This is a genomic window from Xenorhabdus khoisanae (assembly GCF_001037465.1).
In the GTDB taxonomy this organism is placed as follows: Bacteria; Pseudomonadota; Gammaproteobacteria; order Enterobacterales; family Enterobacteriaceae; genus Xenorhabdus; species Xenorhabdus khoisanae.
The window spans coordinates 1-20270 of sequence record NZ_LFCV01000038.1 but is presented as its reverse complement, the minus strand read 5'-3'; the positions used below and the strand labels follow the sequence as shown (position 1 = coordinate 20270).

Here is a 20270-nt window from a genome sequence, read left to right as displayed (position 1 = left end):
CGTAAAGGAGCCTGCTCTCGTCACGGCGGAGTTTCTAAGTGGCTGTAATATTTTGTTGGTTTTCCATCATGCACAATTAGGGAGCTTTGGCTCCCTAATTCTTTTTGACACACTATATATTGATAACCAAAATAAAAATATCTATTTAAATCTATTTTTTTTAAACAACAAAAGCAACAGACTATCCCAATAGGAAATACTTTATATTATAGTCAACCTGTCTTTTTAATTTCTGTTTACACAAATAACATAAGAACCAAAAGCATTAACAATCCTGATAGATCAACAAAAACATTTTTCAACCAGTTATGGTAATTAACAGAAAATAAACCAGAAAAATTAATAATGAATTTTTACTGATTTAAATCACAACTCACGCAATAATAAAATTAACAAAACCACCCTGTCATTAATCTATTAATATTATAAAATAACCCCTTAAAAACAACGAGTAATCAAATAAAATCCCTAGAATAAAACTCACCCATAATTATAGGAAAACATTAAAAAACCAATACCATCCACCAGATAAAATCATAATAATCATTACACTTATTTACCATACAACGTAAAAAATATAGATATTTGTCAGTAGGGTACTAACATTCGTTACAGAAACGAACCTTATGAATGACGAATAACAGTAGCCAGATATTGTTTGTCCTGCTAATATTCGTTTGTTTTTTATCCAGAGTAATAAAACGAGGAGAAGCAAATGCCCTCTCGAATGATGAGGACAACTGCGGTCTTCGCTTTCTTTATCTCATTAATCTTTACCGGTCTGGGCTATGCCTCGACCAGTACCGCAAAAATGGAAGAGTATTCTCACAATGGCATTCAGAAAGATTTGCCTGATTTGCGAAAGTACCCTTCAGGTACACCCCGGAAGAAAGCGTTTTTAAATATTGTTGTCCCTGTAATTGATAAGCATAATCAAAAGATTATGCAAGACCGTAAATGGCTCCTGTCACATCAGAAAACACGCAACTGGTCTGCACAGGATATCAATCGATTAAAAAAGCTTTGCGTGGATTACAAAATGACCTGTAACTCACCAAAACAGGTCAGTTGGAATAAATTGCTGAGCCGGGTTGATATTATACCGACCCATTTTGTCGCCACTCAGGCAGCAGCAGAATCCGGCTGGGGAACGTCAGAACTTGCCCAGAAAAACAAAAACTTGTTTGGTATGCGCTGTGGCTCTTGTGGTAAAACGAAAGGAAAAGTCAAAGGTTATTCTGTTTACCATTCCATTGATGATTCTGTCGTTGCCTATATGAAAAACCTGAACACGCACCACGCCTATGAGTCGCTACGTTCTTCGCGTGCAAACCAGAGGACAGAGCAGAAACCGCTGAATACCAGCAAACTTATCGATAACCTTAATGGTTATTCCGAACTGGGTGCTGACTACAATCGCTATCTGCATCAGGTATTTAATGGCAATAAGCAGTTGATTTCACAGGTACAGGAATTCACTATCCAATAAGAATACGGATAAATAAACAAAAAGGCGATGGAATCGCCAGTACAATAATCTCTCAATAATCCATTTTGTATTAATTGCAAAGTGGATTCTTTTTTTATAAGCCTCTCCTATATTACCTATTGTAAACATAGATAAATTCCATACTATAATGTGCCCCACAATTATATACCTTCCCCCAACGATAAATGGTTAGCCAGAGCCTAATATGAATTTTTTTTCTTTTGAGTTTCTTGGATCGTTTGTTATTCTGCTTGTTGTCTATTGGCTTTTGCAGAAGGCCCCCAAGCTACAGAATAGCTTATTAATTTTAGTTAGTTATTTACTTGTATTCTCTTTTTCAGCAAATTTCGCCTACATTTTATTCACCTATACCCTATTTATTTATCTCTTGGCGAATATTCTCAGTCGTTATTTATCCAACAAAGTCATATTCACTCTGCTGACATTCGGTATTCTCGGCTGTTTCACGGCCTTCAAATATTACTCTTTCTTCCAGGAGGCTATTCAGCAGTCATTAGCCAATATTGGCATTACCGTAGACCTGCCTGTACTGGAATTGCTGATGCCGTTAGGGCTGTCATTCTATGCTTTCCATTCGGTCAGTTATGTCGTATCCGTATGTAAGAAGGAACTGCCTCCCGCTCCACTGCCTGATGTCATTTTGTATCTTTGTTTTTTTCCCAGCATCGTCGCCGGGCCAATCAATCGGGCCAAAGATTTTCTGCCACAAATTCAGACAGCATCCAGAGTGATGCTGGAGCCTTTAAAAGCATTGCTATTGATCGCGCTCGCTATCGCAAAACTCTTTTTACTCAGTGCAACGCTCTCTGAGAATTTTGTTAATCCTGTTTTCGAAGATCCAACCAGCTATCATGCCGGTCAAATTCTTGTGGCAATTTATGCTTATGCCTGGAATATCTACTTCAACTTTTCCGGCTATACCGATCTTGTCACTGGTATCGCCCTGCTATTAGGCTTCAACGTACCACGCAATTTCGATGCCCCTTATCTTGCCGAAAATTTACAGGTGTTTTGGCGACGCTGGCATATCAGCTTGTCAACGTTCATCCGTGATTATGTCTATATTCCACTGGGTGGTAACAAAAAAGGCGCATTCCACAAGAATCTGAATATGTTCATAGCCATGGTGATTTCGGGCCTATGGCACGGCGCCGGTCTCAGTTTTATTATCTGGGGAGCGATTCATGGCTTAGGGTTAATTCTGCAAAATATTAAAAGTGCCCTGTTCCCCACGGCGAAAAAACATAACGAATTACAAGCAAGGAACCCTATTTCATTATTTTTATCCCGCGTGGTGACATTCCATTTTGTCTGCTTGGCGTGGGTCTTTTTCCGTAGCCCAACTTTTAATGATGCGTTAGCTGTGTTAAATCAATTGTTCTCCGGAGATATCTTCACAGCACTGCTATCCAGCAGCGCGCTATTAATGGCTTTTTGGGGATTCTTTATTATCTATCCGTGGCTGGTGAATCTCAGAAATAAAATTGAAAAAAATCATAACCTGATTTCCTGGGTTTATTATCCGATTCCCTTAGCCTTGATCCTTACTTTGGTATTTATATTGTCACCTTCTGGAATGCCGGGATTTATCTATGCCAACTTCTGAATTTACATCTAATCTTAAAAAAGTCGGACAAGTGATTTGTGTCGTTTCCGTAACCAGTCTGTTTCTCATCTGGCTGAATCAAAGTTCGTTGGATAACTTCTGGCAACAGAAATATCACCGTAATAGCCCCTGGGCATCCCTCAAGGGTGAGCCATTATGGGATTTAGGTAATAATATTCAGCAAGGCTCACTTGCTGCCAGTGAGACATTCATGGCATATGCAACAGGCAAATATCAAGATAATCACACACAATCCATGAATAGTGATGGCACCCGAGCCGTATTTCCTCCTGATTTTCAAGTCGGCCTGCGCTTTCTTGAAGGTTATGTACACCCTATCGAGAATCTCTCTTTCGCATTTCCAGCATTACTGCAAAAGGATATTAAACTCGTTCAGACACCCTGGCTCCAAAATAGCTCAGTACAAAACTCTGTCATTGAGATTGTCCAGAAGACTCACGTTAATCTCGGCGTAAAAGATAAGGTACTCTTTGCCGGTGATTCAATGATGCAGGGCGTTGCTCCGCATTTAAAACGTCGTCTTTATCAGGAATATGGTATTTCCAGCATTAATTTAAGCAAGCAAAGTACCGGATTGTCTTATCCCGGGTTCTTTGATTGGCCGAAAACCATTAGCAATGCCCTGAGAGATAACCCTGATATTAAATTGGTCGTCATGTTTTTAGGCCCTAATGACCCTTGGGATATGCCAACAAAACGTGGAGGCCCTTATTTGAAATTCGCCAGCGAGGATTGGGAAAATCTTTATCGTCAACGCATTGAAGCTATTTTGCATGATGCCCGCCAGCATCATGTGGATGTCATCTGGGTTGGCCCACCCAATATGCGCCAGAAAAAACTCTCCAATAGTATGGTTTACCTTAATAAATTGTATCAGGCTGAGGTAACGAAAATGGGGGAAATCTATATTTCAGCCAATAATATGTTCAAATATAAGTCGGAGAATTATTCAGACTATATTGGTGATGGCAGCAGCACAATCAAACTTCGGAGTGGCGATGGTATTCATTTCAGTTTGAATGGGCAACAAACCATCTCTAACTATCTATTTTCATTGATTACATTTATTCAGGAGCCAGTTAAAGAAGATGCAACCATTTAGAATATTCCGCGGGTTTTATCGGATAATGGGTGCAGGGCTGGTTATCGCGCTCGCTACGAGCCTGTCATCATGCCACGATAAAAAATCCCAGTCCTCGCCGGAAAGCCAAATCACGCAGACGTACCGTCAGCAACAACTGACGGATTTTGGTGATCCCAATTTCGCAAGACTGGCGGATAAGCTGCATTACAGCGATACTCGCCAACTTCATTTTGTGCAATTGGGGGACTCACACACTGCCGCCGACTTTTTTACGGGCAAGCTGCGCAATTTATTACAGAACCGTTATGGCGATGCGGGGCCGGGCTTTGTTCCTCCAATGAGCCTTCCCGGGCAGCGTAACGCCGTAGTAAAGTTTACTGAGGATAAAACGGGCTGGTGGCTTTCAAGCAGCCGTAAGGATAATCGGGCAGATTTTCCGCTGGGAGGATTTATTGCCGTTCCGGAAAGTTCCAGTAGCACAATACGGCTGGATTTATCCCCTGCCAGCCGTGATAAATATTGGATAAGCACCCTGTATCAATCCCATGAAGCGGCTCAAATCAAGGCGCAACCAGCTTCAATGCGAGCATGGGATTTACCTGCAACAAACAGCGAATGGCATTTCTCACCAGAAAAGAGCATCACGTTTCCAATCTCGCTCTATCCGCAGGATACACAATTGAAAATCGGCGGCTGGCTGATAAAACGCCAAAGCCCCGGCATCATGCTATCTGCATTGGGCATTAACGGTGCCACCATTAACATGCTGGATAAATGGCAGCCTCAGTGGATTGATACGCTGGCTCAAATGAAGCCGGATTTGGTGCTTCTCGCCTACGGCACTAATGAAGCCTTTAATGATTCTCTGGATTTGGTTGCTTATCAGAACGAGCTGACATCCAAAATAAAAGACATCCGCAAAACAATACCGCAAGCCGTTATCCTGCTGATTGGGCCAAATGATTCATTGAAAAATAAAACCGCGGCAAGCTGTAGTGAACAGCAACCAGCCTTACTTGACGGAGTTATTCAAGTCCAGCAAGCCGTTGCCAAAGAACAGCACATCCTGTTTTGGGATTGGCGGGAATATATGGGCGGGTCATGTTCAGTCAAAGGATGGGCGCAGCAAAATCTCGCACGCCCTGATTATGTTCACCTTTCCACTGCCGGTTATGAACGCAGTGCCGAAGCGCTTTATAAGCAGTTTGTGGGTTTGGTGGAGCGATAAAAATTGAGTGGTATTTGGGGATGGCAACTCTCTTTGGAGTAAGCCGCTTCATTTTTACCTGATTCAATATACGAGTCACAGTATTAGATTCTCCACCGACAGCGCAGGCTTGAGTTCTGGTGGAGTCTAATCCTGATGAAGCGATTTCCTGGCCTCTGAAATTAACGTACTGGTAAGCTTGCTCAACAGATCCGATTGTGCGGGCCAGTAATGCCAATATAGTGCAATATCGGTAAAGCGCCCCGGCCGCAAGTCAACCAGTTCATTGCGTTCAATCAGATCTTTGGACTGAAAATCTGGAATCATTCCATAACCGACTCCCAATTTAACAGCTTGATAGAAAACCTCGGTGCCAGGTATGTAATGGCAAATGCAGGACTCCTGCTGTACGAGAAAATGTTCAGCAAGAAAATTCTGTTGAAGTAGATCTTTTTTATTGAAGACCAATAGAGGTGCTTTGGTCAGGGCGCTTCTCTTGACACCCTCTTTAAACCATTTCTTCACAAATTCTCTGGATGCAAGCAATCGATATCTTATTGAACCGAGTCTTACGGATGAACAGCCTTTTATGGCGCTACTTTTGGATGACAAAGCACCTAAGGCATTGCCGGATTCCAACGCCATGTGGGTGAAATCCTGATCGTCGACAATTATTTCGATTTTTACTCTTTCACTCGAAAGGTAACAGGAAATAGCAGGTAGCAACCAGCCAGCAAGGGAATCGTTGTTGACTGATATGGTAAAACCAGCCCACTTGTTACGATAGAAATGGTTTTTGAAATCCTCATTCAAGGCATGAAGTTTTATCAAGTACTGGACAAGCTTAAAGCCCTCGGATGTATATGTGCAGGGATGCTCACGCCTTACAATAGGGACGCCTATTTCTGCTTCCAAGGATTTGATCCGCTGTGATATCGCAGATGGAGTAATATTGAGTTTTCTGGCTGCCTGCTCGAAACTTCCTGTCTCTATGATAGCCATTAGTGCATCTGTTTTTTTTTATCGTACATTATGATCTAAACAAGATTTTTTACACTAGTACTGTATACCCTATGCCTTATAGGTGAGTCAATCATGAGTTCTTCTGGACATATAACATAAATATATTGCTCCCTTTCCTAAATTAATATCAGGATAAATCAGAGAATCGGATTTTTTGAGCATAAAAATCGACGATTTATCCTGATACGGGTTTGGGGAAACCAAAAGCGGCGAGAAGAAGCAAGAATCGATCCTCACAAGCGCTGATTTAAATATTTTCATCGGTGTTTAATTTTCCTTAACAAAGTGTACTTCTAGATTTTACAGACTTATTTTTATGGTCACCGATTCAGAAAGAAAGGGTGACGAAATGGACATTAATAATATTCAAGGGAAAAAAATTGCATTTGCCGCCTCTGGCGGGCTGGACAGTTGCACCATCACACATTGGTTATCGAGGAAGGGAGTCGAAGTTATCTGTTTTACCGCGGATCTCGGCCAGCCTGATGAAGCGAACTTCGACGAAATAAAAGAACGAATGCTGAAGTCCGGTGCGTCGGAATTTGTCGCGGTAGATATCAAAAATGAAATGGCTGAAATGGGGTTGGCAGTCGTTCAGGCCAACGCAAAATATGAGGGAAACTATTGGAATCTGACCGGCGCTGCTCGACAGGTCATCATGAAAGGGTTATTGCCTAAAATCAAAGAGCGCGGCATCACCATTTTCAGTCATGGTGCTACAGGCCGTGGCAATGACCAAGTTAGATTCCAGATTATTGGTGCCATGCTTGACCCGACCCTTGAGTTTTATGCCGCTTGGCGTGATCAGGAATTCCTGAATGAATTTAGGGGACGCAAGGAAATGTTGGCATATTGCAATGATCATAAAATTCCGATCAAGGCATCAGCTGACAAACCTTATTCCACTGACGCAAACTTGCTGGGACTCACACATGAAGGTGGTTTGCTCGAAGGTCTTGAAACTCGGATGAAATTTGTTGAACCCGGCATTGGCCAGTGGCCGGAACACGCCGAGTCTACTCCTGAACAATTTTCCATCACTTTTAATAACGGCAGGCCTACTCATGTCAATGGACAGGAAATGCGTCTTGTCGATGTTTTTGAATACTTCAACCTCAACGGTGGAAAACACGGGATTGGCATTGCTGAAAATCTTGTCGAAAACCGGTTCGTGGGTGTGAAGTCGCGAGGTGTTTATGAGTCGCCTGCCATGGTGATCCTTTCCTATGCCTACCAGCAGTTGCTCCAGCAAATTCTAGACAGAAGAGCGGTTCAGTTCTATCAAAACACTGCCGCGTACTTGGGTGGTCAGTTGTACCAAGGGTATTGGCTCGACCTCGGCTCTCGAATGGCTCGGAAAGCGGTGGATGAACTCACCAACTTAGTCAGTGGGGACGTGACCTTTGAAGCATACCGGGGAAATCTGAGTTACATCTCCAGTAAGAATGTTAAGCATGGACTTTATACCAACGAAGGCTCAATGGAGGCGGAAGGGCAATTTGATCACAAAGACTCCGAAGGTCTTCTCAACATTCTGACGATATCTGCCCGCACAGCCTCTTTATCGGGACAAATTAAATAACGACACACGGGGGATACATAGAATGGGCAGCTATGATGTCTTATTCATCGGTGATAACTCTGTGTGGTCGCGGCTTGCAGTGAGTTACTTGAAAGATTGTAACTTCGATGTCACTCCTGTTTTCTGGGACTATGGTACAGACGACTCGCAAGTTAGAGCCATTGTTCAACAATGGGAAGGGGACTGGATACTGTCGTTCAAATCCGATTTCATATTGGCTCCTGATGTCATCACTAAAGCCCGGCGGGGTGCCATAAACTTCCATCCTGCTCCGGTTAAGTACAGGGGGATTGGAGGTTACCAATACGCGATAGACAATAAAGATACAAATTTCGGTGTTACCTGCCACTACATTGATAGCCAGATAGATCACGGAAATATCATAAAGGTTACCGAGTTCGGGATCATATCGGGTGAGACGCCAGAATCACTGATGAGCCGAACAGCAGCTTATGCACTTAGCTTGTTTCATGAAATTTCAGCACGCATCAGGAATGCTCAAGAGATACCTCACGTAAATATCCAATGGTTAGGCAAACTTTATACAAGAACGCAGCTCTCCACTTATCTGTCGTGCCGTAAAAAACGATCAACAGCATAGGAAATTGTTATGTCAACTAAACTTTGGGCGGGTGTATTCAACAAAGATGTCGACGCCGAAGTACTCGACTATACGGAAACCACAAAAATAGATACCAGACTTGTCCATTACGATATATGGGGGAGTATGGCGCACCTGATCATGCTGAATGAACAAGGAATTGTTGCTCATGATGCGGCATCGGCTATTGCCAGCTCTCTTCTTGAACTGCATGACGAAAATGAAAAAAATCCGCTCGCACTGAATCCGCAATACGAAGATGTTCACCTGAACATCGAAACCTTGATCACTCAGAAAATTGGCCCCGAATTTGGTGGTCGGCTGCACACCGCACGCTCCAGGAACGATCAAGTCGTCACTGATACGCGTATGTATCTCCGCGAAGAGATCCTTAATATTACAGAAACACTGGTTCTATTCATTGACGATCTTCTGCAACTTGCAGACGAAACTAATGGCAGGCTGGCTGTCGGCTACACCCATCTCCAGCCAGCTCAACCGATCAACTTAGCCTTCTGGTACAGTGCTTATGCGAGCATGTTTCTACGTGACGTTGAAAGACTGAGGGATTCGTTCCGTTATACGAATGTCAATGCCTTGGGCGCCTGTGCCTTGGCCGGGACTTCTTTCAATATAAACAGAGAATTAACAACACAGTTGCTGGGTTTCAACAGCACTCTTTACCACAGTCTGGATGCAACCAGTTCGCGGGACTTCGTCAGTCATGCAATTTCATCTTTCGCGATTATCATGAGTAACCTCTCACGTCTTGCAGAAGAAGTCGTTGTTTGGAGTAGCCATGAATTCGGGCTGCTGACCGTGGATGACGCATTCGCTACCGGTAGTTCAATCATGCCGCAGAAAAAGAATCCGGTGGTTGGTGAATTGGTCAAGGGAAAAGTCGGCCGTGTTTATGGTGCACTAATGCAGATCTTGACCATCAACAAAGGTATCACCCTCGGCTACAACTGTGACCTACAGGAAGACAAGCCCATGCTGTGGGACAGCATTGATACCGTCAAATCGTCGGTCAGCATCAGTCATCGACAAATGACTACATCTATCTATCAATCCGAGCGAGCAACCGAGCTGTGTTGGAAGAATTTCTCTACAGTTACGGAACTGGCGAACATGCTTGTGACTAGTAAGAACATTCCCTTCAGAGACGCGCACAAGATAAGTGGTACGCTAGTGCGTAAGTTAGCAGAAATCCAGTCTGATCTGCGGAACTTCGACTATATTCAAAAATACTTGGCTGAAAACTCAATCACTTTAAGTCTCTCTGAAATACGTGAATGTGTGTCGCCAGACAAGGTGGTTAGCCGTCAGTCAAGTAGTGGTGGCACTTCACCCAAGGCTGTCAGCGACATGATTACCGATATGCGTAACAGTTTATCGCAGCACAAACTCTGGATTGATGAATCAAGGCAAAAGCTCAAGATCGCTTTGAGTACGACAAGGTCAAGGCTTCAAAAGCTCTCGCAAATTTAGGACTGGATAGTCAACGATGGCCATCATACTTGGCCGGGGTGTGGTGGCATCTTTATCATCGGCAGTTCAGAAATCCCTTCCGGTGCGATCCAGCATATTTAATGACATACTTAATGACATATTTAATAACATGACTATTTTCCCTGATGTTCTAATCAGTTCATTTTTGGTTGGCCTCGGTCTGATCATTGCTATCGGCGCACAAAACATCTTTATAATAAAGATCGGGTTGCAAAAGAAGAATGTGTTCCTTGCTGCAACCATCGCAGCCACGTGTGATACGTTATTGATAGCACTTGGTACTATTTTCATGAGTACTTTGGTTCAGCTAGTGCCGATGGCCTTATTATTCGCGAAATGGGCAGGAATTGCGTTCCTGCTGTTTTACAGCTTTAACTCCTTATTCAACGCATTAAGGGCACATCCGAGAGGCTGGAGTGTTCATGAAAGTCATGCTGACTCTGTATCAAAACTTAGTAAGGGCGTGCTGATCCCCACTCTGGCATTTTCTTTATTGAACCCACATGTTTACCTCGACACTTTTCTGATCTTAGGAAATCTAGGCTCCCGGCTTTCCCCGGCAGCACAACTCAGTTTTATTATTGGAGCAGGTTCAGCCTCTTATTTTTGGTTCTATCTGACAGGGTTCGCCTCAAAATTATCTTCACGACTATTCCAAAAGGAAATTACCATACGGATCTTTGATTTTGTTGTTGCCTTTGCAATGCTTCTGATCGCATATGGAATATATAATGTCCAAACACCACAATAATTCTCGTCAGCTTTTTGTTTGTTAGCGTTTTGCGTTCTGCCACGTACTTCCGAAACCACAATAGTGTTTAGTAAATATTGATGGTGGAAATATCAAAAATTACCGATTATGCCCTTTATATTTCAGCATAAATATAAAGGGTTTTTATCCCAATCCCACCGGTAATAAAAATAATCTAGATAATGTGTTAATGAGTTTTAGTTTTCAGAAATAAAAAGGTAAAGCCCATGAGTTCACAAATTCTTTTATAACCATTTGTTCTATAATTAGAACTTTACATCAATAACTATTTGTTACAGAAACTAAATGTTATGGTAGCTATTGATGATTTCTCTTTGATCTAATAGGATTTAATAATTACTTAGGTCATATAATTATTTACTTACCCATTTTTGGGTAATTTTTTATTTATAATACTGAGAATTTATTCTAGCAGGCATGTATTCTTGCAGTCAGTTCGAACACAGACTAAGAGCAGGAACTAGAGTACTCACATATTAGATAATGATTTTTAACACAATTCGGGTTAAAAAAAACTTATATTTAAAATAACAAATGGAATATTTCCTAAGTAATGTAAATGGATTTAAATGATTCGTTCTGTGAATTTATAAAAGGAAAAAGAAGATGAAAAATGTTTTTAATCTATTAGTGAATTGTAAAAAAATAGTTTTTCTGCTTTTCACTTCTGTACTAATCAGTGCATGTACACAAGATAATTCAGGGGAGAAGAAAGCTGATATATATGATCAGGTTCGTGAAGTGAACCAATGGATATGGCCGACATCAGGAACAAGCATAGAGACGAATAAAAATGAACCGGGAATCAAGATATTCGGCGAGCGTGGTCAAGATATTTTGGCTACCGAAAATGGTCGGGTGGTATATGCAGGAGATGATCTCAAGGGCTACAAGAACCTGATTGTTATTAAACATAGTGATACTTTCCTCAGTGCCTATGCGAACAATAACACGGTATTAGTCAAGGAAGGAGATACTGTTCTACGTGGAAAGAAAATAGCCACCATGGGGGAAGATGCTTCTTCAGCATATTTGCATTTTGAAATAAGAAAAAATGGAAATTCTGTTAATCCACAAAAATTTTTACCATCGGATTTGATCAATAACGTGTCTGATTCAAAATCGCTTGGTACAAAAAAAGAATAAATGGCCTAGTCCTCAGCGAAAAACGCCGTAAGCCCTTGTCCAGTGCGAAGCTGTCGCAAAAGCCTCGCACTGGGCGGGGAGACGTCACCACATCACAGCATGGCGAAATAGATCATGCCAACAACTGCGCCGGTTGTGCCGAGAATGGTTTCCATCATCGTCCACGTTTTCAGGGTCTGGGATTCTGTCGCACCGGTAAATTTACCGAACAGCCAGAAACCGGAATCATTCACATGGCTAAGAATCAAAGAACCACCAGCAATACATACTGACAGCGCCGCCATTTGTGCACCGGAATACCCCAATTCGCCAATCACTGGCATAACTAATCCTACTGTAGTCAAACACGCCACAGTGGCCGAACCCTGGATCACACGCACAGCACCCGCCAGAATAAAACACGCCAACGCGATTGGCAGACCCGCACCAACCAACGCATTTCCCAAGGCAGGCCCAACGCCGGAATCCACCAGAATTTGTTTGAACACACCACCCGCACCTGTCACCAGCAGGATAATTCCCGCAGGTTGAATCGCAGCGGAACAGACATCCATCACTTTGTCTTTACTCATGCCACGACGAATTGCCAGACCATAAATCGCCACCAAACAGGCAATCAAAATTGCAGTGAAAGGATGCCCGATGAATTCCAGCCATTGGTATAGCGTAGATTGCTTATCAACAAAACGTGCACCGATGGTTTTCAAACCAACTAATATCAGAGGGAACAACACCAGCGCCAGGCTGAAACCAAAGGAAGGCATTTGGTTTTTGCCAATGCTGGGCGTGCTCAGATCTTTAGGCAAATCCAGCGTGACATATTTGCTGATAAAATTACCGTATATCGGGCCAGCCAGTAACATACCGGGGATCGCAGCACTCAGGCCAATCAGGATCATCCAACCAAAATCCGCTCCCATTTGGGAAGCCAGCAGCATAGGCGTCGGGCCCGGCACCAAAAACGCAGCAGCGGCGGCTACACCGGCAAACAAAGGAAGCGCCAGTTTCACCACATTACCATTGGTGCGACGGGCAACAGCAAACACCACGCCAATCAACAGAACGACCGCCACATCAAAAAACAGTGGCAATGCACAGATAAGCCCGGCAATGCCCAATGCGTAATTTGCCCGCTTTTCGCCAAAACTACCCAGCAGTTTCACCGCAATCTGGTCGAGCGCCCCTGTTTCATGCAGGATTTTGCCAAACATCGCGCCCAGTGCCACAACAACAGCGAGGAACCCCAACGTGCCGGCCATGCCGTTTTGCATGGTCTGGGTGATTTTTTCCAATGGCATCCCGGAAAAAATCCCCGCGCCCATCGAAACCAGCATCAGGGCAATAAAAGCGTGCATTCTTGCTTTCATCACCAGAAATAATAATAGAAGAACAGAGCCGACGGCCGTCATAACCAGAGTTAATGTACTCATGAATGTCCCTTGCTAATACGGTCAGTAGTTTTTATTGTGCGCTCGATAGAATGCATGGTGTTTTTAATCACTTCATCCAGAGCAGGTTTGATATCAATATGATGGACATCTTTTTCATCACTGGTCGGCACTTCCAATGTCTCAAATTGTGAAATCAACATTTGCGGCTTGAAGAAATGCCCCTTGCGTGCTTTCAGACGGCTTTCAATTAAAGCAAAATCCCCTTTCATATAAAGAAAGGACAGGTTTTTGTTGCCATCACGCAGCATATCCCGATAGTTTTTTTTCAAGGCGGAACACACAAGCAAGGAGACATGATTGGTGCGCTGCATAGCAAAAATGGCGTCATTGAGTGCCTTCAGCCATGGCTGACGATCATCATCATTCAGGGCATGGCCTTGTGCCATTTTCATAATATTGGCGCGAGGATGAAGAAAATCCCCATCCAGAAACGCAGCACCCAGTTCACGGGCAATACCGCTGGCAACCGCAGACTTACCGCTGCCGGATACCCCCATCAAGACAAAAACATGGTTTCGCTGTTGGGTATCGCTCATATCAAACTCCTTTATGCAGATCTTACTGCCTGAATCTCTGTGACTTACCTGCAAAAATGTTACCGGTAACTATTACCGGTAACATTAACAGTAGCTCAGGATGGGGAGCAATCAATCAGGATCGACAAAAAAGGAAAATGTGAGGCTTATCGCAATTGAAGATGGAAAAACAGCATATTAAGCTACAAAAATTAAACACTTTCACCCAATGAAAGCGTAAATCCAACATCAATCAGAGTTTGTTCCGGCTGCACCCCCTTCAAACGAACAAGCAGGGCTTCTGCCGCCTTGCGTCCCATCAAATCACGGGGAGTCAGAACACTGGCAAGTTTCGGTGTCATTACCTGACCAATATCATGACCATGAAAACCGGCTACAGCAATTTCTTCCGGTACTTTGATTCCCTGACGCTGACACTCGAAAATCGCCCCAATGGCAATATCATCATTCGTGCAAAACAAGCCATCAACTTCAGGGTATTTCTGGCAGGTTTCCTGCAAAAGCTGCGCCCCCAAAGAATAGGATGAACTGGCTGGCGTCATAACTTTTCTTGGCTGAAGCCCTGCACTTCGCATCGCCGCTTCAAACCCCTGCAAACGGATCAGCGTCCGCTCATCCTGCCGGGCGCCGAGGTAAACCACGTTCTGGCAACCACGTTCAAGCATTGCCAGCGTCATCTGACGCGCCGCTTCAAAATTGTCGATTCCCACCGCAATATCAAGGCAGGGCGATATGCTGTCCATTAATTCCACCACAGGAATACCTGCTGTTTGCAGCACTTTCAACGTCTTGGGAGTATGTGTGCGTTCTGCCAGAATCAGGCCATCAATATTATAAGAAAGCAGGGAAAGTAAACGCTCTTCTTCTTTCTGGGCACAGTATCCATAGTGGGCAAGCATGGTCTGATATCCATTGCGATCGGTCACATGTTCGATCCCACGGATAACCTCGGCAAAAACTTGATTAGTCAATGAAGGAAGCAAAACGCCTATCGCACGGCTGGTGGAATTGGAAAGAATATCCGGCACACGATTGGGAATGTAGCCCAATTGGTCCACTGCTTCAGCGATTCGTTTTCCCAATGCTTCAGAAACCTGATCCGGATTACGTAAAAAACGGCTAACCGTCATTTTGGTGACCCCAACGAGGTCTGCAACATCTTGTAAAGCTGGGCGTTTTTTCTTCATTTTCAATGTAATGCAATCAGTTATGATACGTACAGATGGATAGGTACAGATGAATAGTTCGCGGTTTTAACACATTTATATACCATTACAATACGCTTTTTAGCGAAAAATGCTGGTGCACTCTCACTCATTTATCAATTGCTTCTCAAACTGTGATGCTTTACATGCGTTTGAGCGAATCCCGATAAATAATCTGAGGCGAAAATATGGGATGTTGCATGTCGGGTTCAAGTAATAGGCGCGTGGCAAAACGCGCCATATCAGTGATAGGAAAATGGACACTGGTCAGCGCAGGATAAATAAATGCCGCCCGTTCACCGCTGTCATAACAAATGATGGAAATATCCTCAGGAACGCTCAAACCTTGCTCCGTAATCGCCAACAATCCGCCGAGTGCCATTTCTTCACTACAGAAAAACAGAGCATCAGGCCGTGATGTTGCCAAAATCGCGCGGGTTTGCCGGTAACCACTTTGCAAATCATACTCTCCCTCCAGACACGCGATCGGTTGTAATCCTGCGTCCTGCATAGCATCCAAAAACCCCTGACGACGCTGTAGGCTTGGATAACGCATCAAAGGGCCGCTGACACAAGCTATGCGGGTATGCCCGTATTCAAGCAAAGTTTGAGCTGCAAGGTAACCGGCTTTGTGATGATCAAAGGCAACACAGCGCTGCTCCAACCCGGATACCAACCGATCCAACAACACAAAAGCATGCCCGCCGTGTGCAAGCTGCCGCAATTTATCATCGCTGATAGCACGTACATGCAGGATTAATCCATTACAACGCAAACTATGCAGATAGGTGATGGCCTGCCATTCATTCTCTGCACTGTTTCTTCCCTGCGTAACCAGAAGCTGTTTGCCGTGTAATTCGGCTTCCGTCTGGATGCTATCCATCAAAGCACCGAAAAAGCCACCACGATAGGAAGTGGTCACTAATCCCAACGTATGACTCTGACTGGATGCCAATTCACGCGCCGCCAGATTGGGGCTGTAGCCCAATTCCATAATGGCGCTTTCCACTTTGGTGCGAGTTGTCTCCCTTACGTTTTTATCACCATTGACAACCCGTGATACCGTGGCGCGGGAAACGCCAGAGTAAGCGGCCACATCTTCCAGTGTTACCATGCTTTTTCCTTGTGATCCCAATGAATTAATGCCTGTTCTATTGGAACTGTGGCAAATACATGCGATTGATATCCAATACTTCATTCAATAATGATGAATCCAGTGCAACATCTGCAATCAAGGGATGCATCACCAACGCCAACAGAGCGGCCTTGCGATCACCATGAACCGCAGCTTCAATCGTCAGACGCTCAAAGGTTTTTACTTGCTGTGTCAGCGCCAGCATACTGTCCGGCAACTGACCAAATGCCAGAGGGTGTGCTCCTTGGGCATCAACAACACAGTTGGTTTCAATCACCGCATCATCCGGCAGGCCGTTAATGGCTCCGTGATTCATCGTATTCACAACTAACTGTGTCCCGAGATTATTGTGGATTGCAGAGATCAATTCCAATGCAACTTCAGAATAGAAAGATCCCCCGCGGAAACTTAATTGCTCCGGTTTGTGATCCAGCATTGGATCAGCATACAACCCGAATAATTCCCGCTCCACCTGCATCACTTGCTCCGCTCGTGTGCCCTTGTTGGCTGCCGCTTCCTTCTCTTCCTGCAACATTTTGCCAGTCTGATAAAAATAACGGTGATAAGGACACGGGATCGCTCCCAACGCCCGTAAAAACTCCGGCGGCCAAGGTTCTTCCTTGATATTGTTCATCGTCAATTCTGCACCGCTACACAGCAACTCCAGTACCCGCTCTGTTTCATCTTTCCCTTTCACTAATACCTGATGTGCCCAAACCATATGGTTAAGGCCCGCGAAACGTAACAGCACATCCTGATAAGGCTGTTGCAACATATTGGCGATCATATGGTGCATGGAGATCGGCACATTGCACAGCCCGATGATCTTGGCTTTGCTATAGCGGGACACCGCTTCTGTGACCATTCCCGCCGGATTAGTGAAATTGATGATCCACGCATCCGGTGCAAGACGTTCGACTTTACGTGCAATCTCCAACAAAACAGGAATGGTGCGCAATGCCTTGGCAAATCCACCAACGCCCGTTGTTTCTTGCCCAAGCAGGCCATATTTCAACCCCAGACGCTCATCAGCAGCACGGGCAGGAAGTTGACCAACCCTTAGTTGAGTGAGAACAAAACTGGCCCCGCTGATCGCCTCATCCAGCGAATAATGCACACTCACTACAACGTGCTGCAAACCGTGACGATCCAGCATACGGCGTGTCAATCCGGCAATGATCTCCACCTTCTGCCGTCCTGCTTCCACATCCACCAATGCCAGTTCAGACAGGGGGATCATTTGACTGCGTTGAATAATCCCTTCCACCAATTCTGGTGTGTAACTGCTGCCACCGCCAATCACTGCAATTTTGATCGGTTTCATATGAGCCTCTTTTTATACCGTCTGACGATCGGGTACCGGCAAGCGCTGATAAAGATCGATCATGTTGTCAGCAAGATCTTGAATCACCATCGCGTTCATCAAATGATCCTGAGCATGAACCGTGATCAAATTGATGGGTAATTTTCCGCACCCTTCATCCAGTCCAATCAGTTTTGTCTGGATAACATGAGCTGCGCGAGTTTCCTGTCGGGACTCTTCCATCAACACCTCAGCTTGCTGAAAATTTCCTTCTTTCGCCTGCTGCAATGCCATTAATGCACTACTGCGCGCACTGCCGGCATGAACCAGTAACTCGATAATCTGCTGTTCAAAATCCTGCTGTTCCAAATCAATAGACACGCGTTAATTCCCCCTGAAATTATGGTGTTGCCCCAGCTAAATCTTTTGCTTGCTGCTCTTCCGCCAAAAGCTGTTTTTCATACACCCTGAAGAAGGGATACCAAATCAGCAAATCAATCACCATCAACACCCCGACCAGCACAAACGCACGATAATCCCAGGCAGCAGAAATCAGCGCGCCAATCGGGGCTGGCGCAGTCCACGGAGCAATGGCAATCATCTTTTGCACTAAATCCAGATGCAGTGCGCCATAAGCCAGCACCGCATTCACCAGCGGCACAATCAGCAATGGGATTAATAAAGTGGGATTCATCACAACCGGAGAACCAAACAGCAGCGGTTCATTGATATTGAACATGGCAGGCACAACGCTGAGTTTGCCAATAGTTTTCAGATGAATTGAGCGGCTGCGTAGATAGAGGAACGCCAATACCAATGTCGAACCTGAACCGCCGATACAGACATAAAAAGACCAATACGGCGCGGTCAAAATCTGCGTGGTTGCCATTCCCTGAGTCATCAACGCGGCATTGGCAGCAATATTGGTCATAAAGATCGGATTAAGCAGCCCGGTGACAATATTGTCGCCATGAATGCCGGCGAACCATAGCAAATTAGCGACCAACACCAACAACATCACGGCAGGCAACGTATCCCCGACAGCAATCAGCGGCTGGAATACCTGCATTACCGCAGCGGGTAACAGCAAATTAAACTCACTTTGCAACAGCAAGCTGATGGGATAAACCGTCAGTAAAATACCAATAACGGGATACAACAGTTCAAAAGATCGGGCAATGGCGGGTGGAACCTGAGAGGGCATACGGATGGCGATATTGTATTTCTTAAGCAATCGAATTAACTCTACTGACCAAATTGCGCAAATTAACGCAGTGAAGACCCCTGCTCCGCCCAGAAAATCGAGCGGCATTTTATTTTCAACCTGTGGCGCCGCCGCCAGCAAAAACGCCATCAAAGACAGCAAAGCAGAAGTCAACCCATCCAACCCGTAAGACTTCGCCAGACTGTAGGCCGTACCGATGGAGACAAAAATACTCATCAATCCCATCGTCATAAAGAAAGGCATTGTAATGGTTGCCCAATGAGTCTTAGCGAACGCTAGCCAAGCCTGACCAAAAGAAGATGAAGTTTGCGCATCAAAAGGCGGATTTGCCACAATCAGCATAATACTGCCGATAATAAGGAAAGGCATTGCTGAGATAAAACCATCACGTATCGCAATAATATGCCGCTGACTACCGATTTTTCCTGCAATGGGCGCGATATGGCTTTCTACAATGCGTGTCATGGAAGCATAAATGCTCATAGACCCTCCATTTGATGAAAGTTTATTCCAACAGGCTTAAGGCATGATCCAGCACCTTATCACCCCGAAGTGCGCCATAGTCCAACATATTAATCAAACTGATGGGTTTACCTGCCGGTTCAGCCAGTGCAGTAAAACGGGCAAGCTCATACCGAATTTGCGGCCCCAGTAAAATCACATCGGCTTCATGAATACACGCCTCCAACTCCAGCGCTGGCACGGCCTTGATAGCCACATCCAACTGCCGTTTTTCGGCTTCCGACTGCATACGCTGCACCAACATGCTGGTAGACATCCCCGCTGCACAACACAATAGAATGGTTTTCATGGTTTTGTTCTCTTTATTGTTATCTCGTTATTATTTCACTCAAATCTATTTCACTTAAACCGAAATGAGAGCGCTCTCATTTTAGTTAAGGCTAACAGGTTATTTTGTGATTGCTGCGATAAGAGTCTCATAATTTGATAAGTAACAATTAAGAATATGGATAAAATGCGAGCTGCATTACAAATGGAAAATAAGAAAAAATGAAAGGGAGAATTTGACTGATTGATAGGCTAAAAAAGTGGTAGAATTTTTCTGCCCTGAAAAATAGTTATAAAACAGACGGATAAACTTAGAGTGTTCCCCGTGAGTACGGGGATAAACCGTGTTAGCTGGCCCAGCGTGGCAATTAGAGGTAGTGTTCCCCGTGAGTACGGGGATAAACCGTGTAGCAGCAAAACAGAATATAACGGTTGACTGTGTTCCCCGTGAGTACGGGGATAAACCGTCGGAAATATCAGCCAAATAACTCACTGAATCGTGTTCCCCGTGAGTACGGGGATAAACCGTTCATGATGAGCGTAGCGCGTAAAAACCAAGAGT

Annotated in this window: 18 protein-coding genes and 1 pseudogene; 10 read left to right on the top strand and 9 right to left on the bottom strand. The window is 44.4% G+C overall.

The window, feature by feature from the left end; genetic code table 11:
• The 5 genes from AB204_RS23425 to AB204_RS06995 form a co-directional block, all read left to right on the top strand.
• A partial coding sequence (locus AB204_RS23425) for a hypothetical protein (protein ID WP_235428047.1) occupies window positions 1-193 on the top strand: 193 nt, incomplete at its 5' end.
• A gap of 522 nt (window positions 194-715) precedes the next feature.
• The gene (locus AB204_RS07010; RefSeq protein WP_047962664.1) at window positions 716-1489 is read left to right on the top strand and encodes a protein bax; all 774 of its coding nucleotides are present in this window, start codon (window positions 716-718) and stop codon (window positions 1487-1489) included.
• A gap of 205 nt (window positions 1490-1694) precedes the next feature.
• Window positions 1695-3116 (top strand): MBOAT family O-acyltransferase, encoded by a 1422-nt coding sequence (locus tag AB204_RS07005; RefSeq protein ID WP_047962663.1) that lies wholly within the window; start codon window positions 1695-1697, stop codon window positions 3114-3116.
• Window positions 3103-4239, top strand: a complete 1137-nt coding sequence (locus AB204_RS07000) for an SGNH/GDSL hydrolase family protein (protein WP_047962662.1) — start codon at window positions 3103-3105, stop codon at window positions 4237-4239. The genes AB204_RS07005 and AB204_RS07000 overlap by 14 nt, the downstream gene beginning before the upstream one ends.
• On the top strand, window positions 4226-5449 hold the full coding sequence (locus AB204_RS06995; protein ID WP_047962661.1) for an SGNH/GDSL hydrolase family protein: 1224 nt from the start codon (window positions 4226-4228) through the stop codon (window positions 5447-5449). Before AB204_RS07000 ends, AB204_RS06995 begins: the two co-directional genes overlap by 14 nt.
• Before the next feature lie 126 nt (window positions 5450-5575).
• Here AB204_RS06995 and AB204_RS06990 read toward each other — a convergent pair.
• Window positions 5576-6433, bottom strand: a pseudogene (locus AB204_RS06990) (LysR family transcriptional regulator ArgP); the annotation flags it as partial.
• 367 nt (window positions 6434-6800) lie between these two features.
• Here AB204_RS06990 and argG point away from each other — a divergent pair.
• The 5 genes from argG (at window position 6801) to AB204_RS06965 (ending at window position 12064) form a co-directional block, all read left to right on the top strand.
• Entirely contained in the window at window positions 6801-8033 is a 1233-nt protein-coding gene (gene argG / locus AB204_RS06985; protein WP_047962659.1) for an argininosuccinate synthase, read from the top strand.
• Window positions 8034-8055: 22 nt separating this feature from the next.
• Window positions 8056-8634, top strand: a complete 579-nt coding sequence (locus AB204_RS06980) for a formyltransferase family protein (protein ID WP_053067847.1) — start codon at window positions 8056-8058, stop codon at window positions 8632-8634.
• Between the two features lie 9 nt (window positions 8635-8643).
• Complete coding sequence (gene argH / locus AB204_RS06975) at window positions 8644-10125, top strand: argininosuccinate lyase (protein ID WP_047962658.1); 1482 nt, start codon at window positions 8644-8646, stop codon at window positions 10123-10125.
• 16 nt (window positions 10126-10141) lie between these two features.
• Entirely contained in the window at window positions 10142-10897 is a 756-nt protein-coding gene (locus tag AB204_RS06970) for a LysE/ArgO family amino acid transporter (RefSeq protein WP_053067846.1), read from the top strand.
• A gap of 627 nt (window positions 10898-11524) precedes the next feature.
• Window positions 11525-12064 carry a peptidoglycan DD-metalloendopeptidase family protein gene (locus AB204_RS06965; RefSeq protein WP_053067845.1) on the top strand — a complete coding sequence of 180 codons (540 nt, stop codon included), beginning with the start codon at window positions 11525-11527 and terminating at the stop codon, window positions 12062-12064.
• 92 nt (window positions 12065-12156) lie between these two features.
• Here AB204_RS06965 and gntU read toward each other — a convergent pair whose 3' ends face one another.
• The 8 genes from gntU to AB204_RS06925 all read right to left on the bottom strand — a co-directional run bounded on the left by gntU (window position 12157) and on the right by AB204_RS06925 (window position 19730).
• On the bottom strand, window positions 12157-13494 hold the full coding sequence (gene gntU / locus AB204_RS06960) for a gluconate transporter (protein ID WP_047962657.1): 1338 nt from the start codon (window positions 13492-13494) through the stop codon (window positions 12157-12159).
• Window positions 13491-14051 (bottom strand): gluconokinase, encoded by a 561-nt coding sequence (gntK, locus tag AB204_RS06955; RefSeq protein ID WP_047962656.1) that lies wholly within the window; start codon window positions 14049-14051, stop codon window positions 13491-13493. Before gntK ends, gntU begins: the two co-directional genes overlap by 4 nt.
• Window positions 14052-14242: 191 nt before the next feature.
• On the bottom strand, window positions 14243-15238 hold the full coding sequence (gene gntR / locus AB204_RS06950) for a gluconate operon transcriptional repressor GntR (RefSeq protein ID WP_047962655.1): 996 nt from the start codon (window positions 15236-15238) through the stop codon (window positions 14243-14245).
• Window positions 15239-15398: 160 nt separating this feature from the next.
• Window positions 15399-16370, bottom strand: a complete 972-nt coding sequence (locus AB204_RS06945) for a LacI family DNA-binding transcriptional regulator (protein WP_047962654.1) — start codon at window positions 16368-16370, stop codon at window positions 15399-15401.
• A 37-nt stretch (window positions 16371-16407) separates the two neighbouring features.
• Window positions 16408-17715, bottom strand: coding sequence for a 6-phospho-beta-glucosidase (locus tag AB204_RS06940; RefSeq protein ID WP_047962653.1), 1308 nt, complete (start codon window positions 17713-17715; stop codon window positions 16408-16410).
• 12 nt (window positions 17716-17727) lie between these two features.
• A complete protein-coding gene (locus tag AB204_RS06935) occupies window positions 17728-18075 on the bottom strand; it encodes a PTS lactose/cellobiose transporter subunit IIA (RefSeq protein WP_084728542.1) in 348 nt (115 codons plus the stop codon).
• Window positions 18076-18094: 19 nt separating this feature from the next.
• The gene (locus AB204_RS06930) at window positions 18095-19402 is read right to left on the bottom strand and encodes a PTS sugar transporter subunit IIC (RefSeq protein ID WP_047962652.1); all 1308 of its coding nucleotides are present in this window, start codon (window positions 19400-19402) and stop codon (window positions 18095-18097) included.
• Between the two features lie 22 nt (window positions 19403-19424).
• A complete protein-coding gene (locus AB204_RS06925; RefSeq protein ID WP_047962651.1) occupies window positions 19425-19730 on the bottom strand; it encodes a PTS sugar transporter subunit IIB in 306 nt (101 codons plus the stop codon).
• Between the last annotated feature and the right edge of the window lie 540 nt (window positions 19731-20270).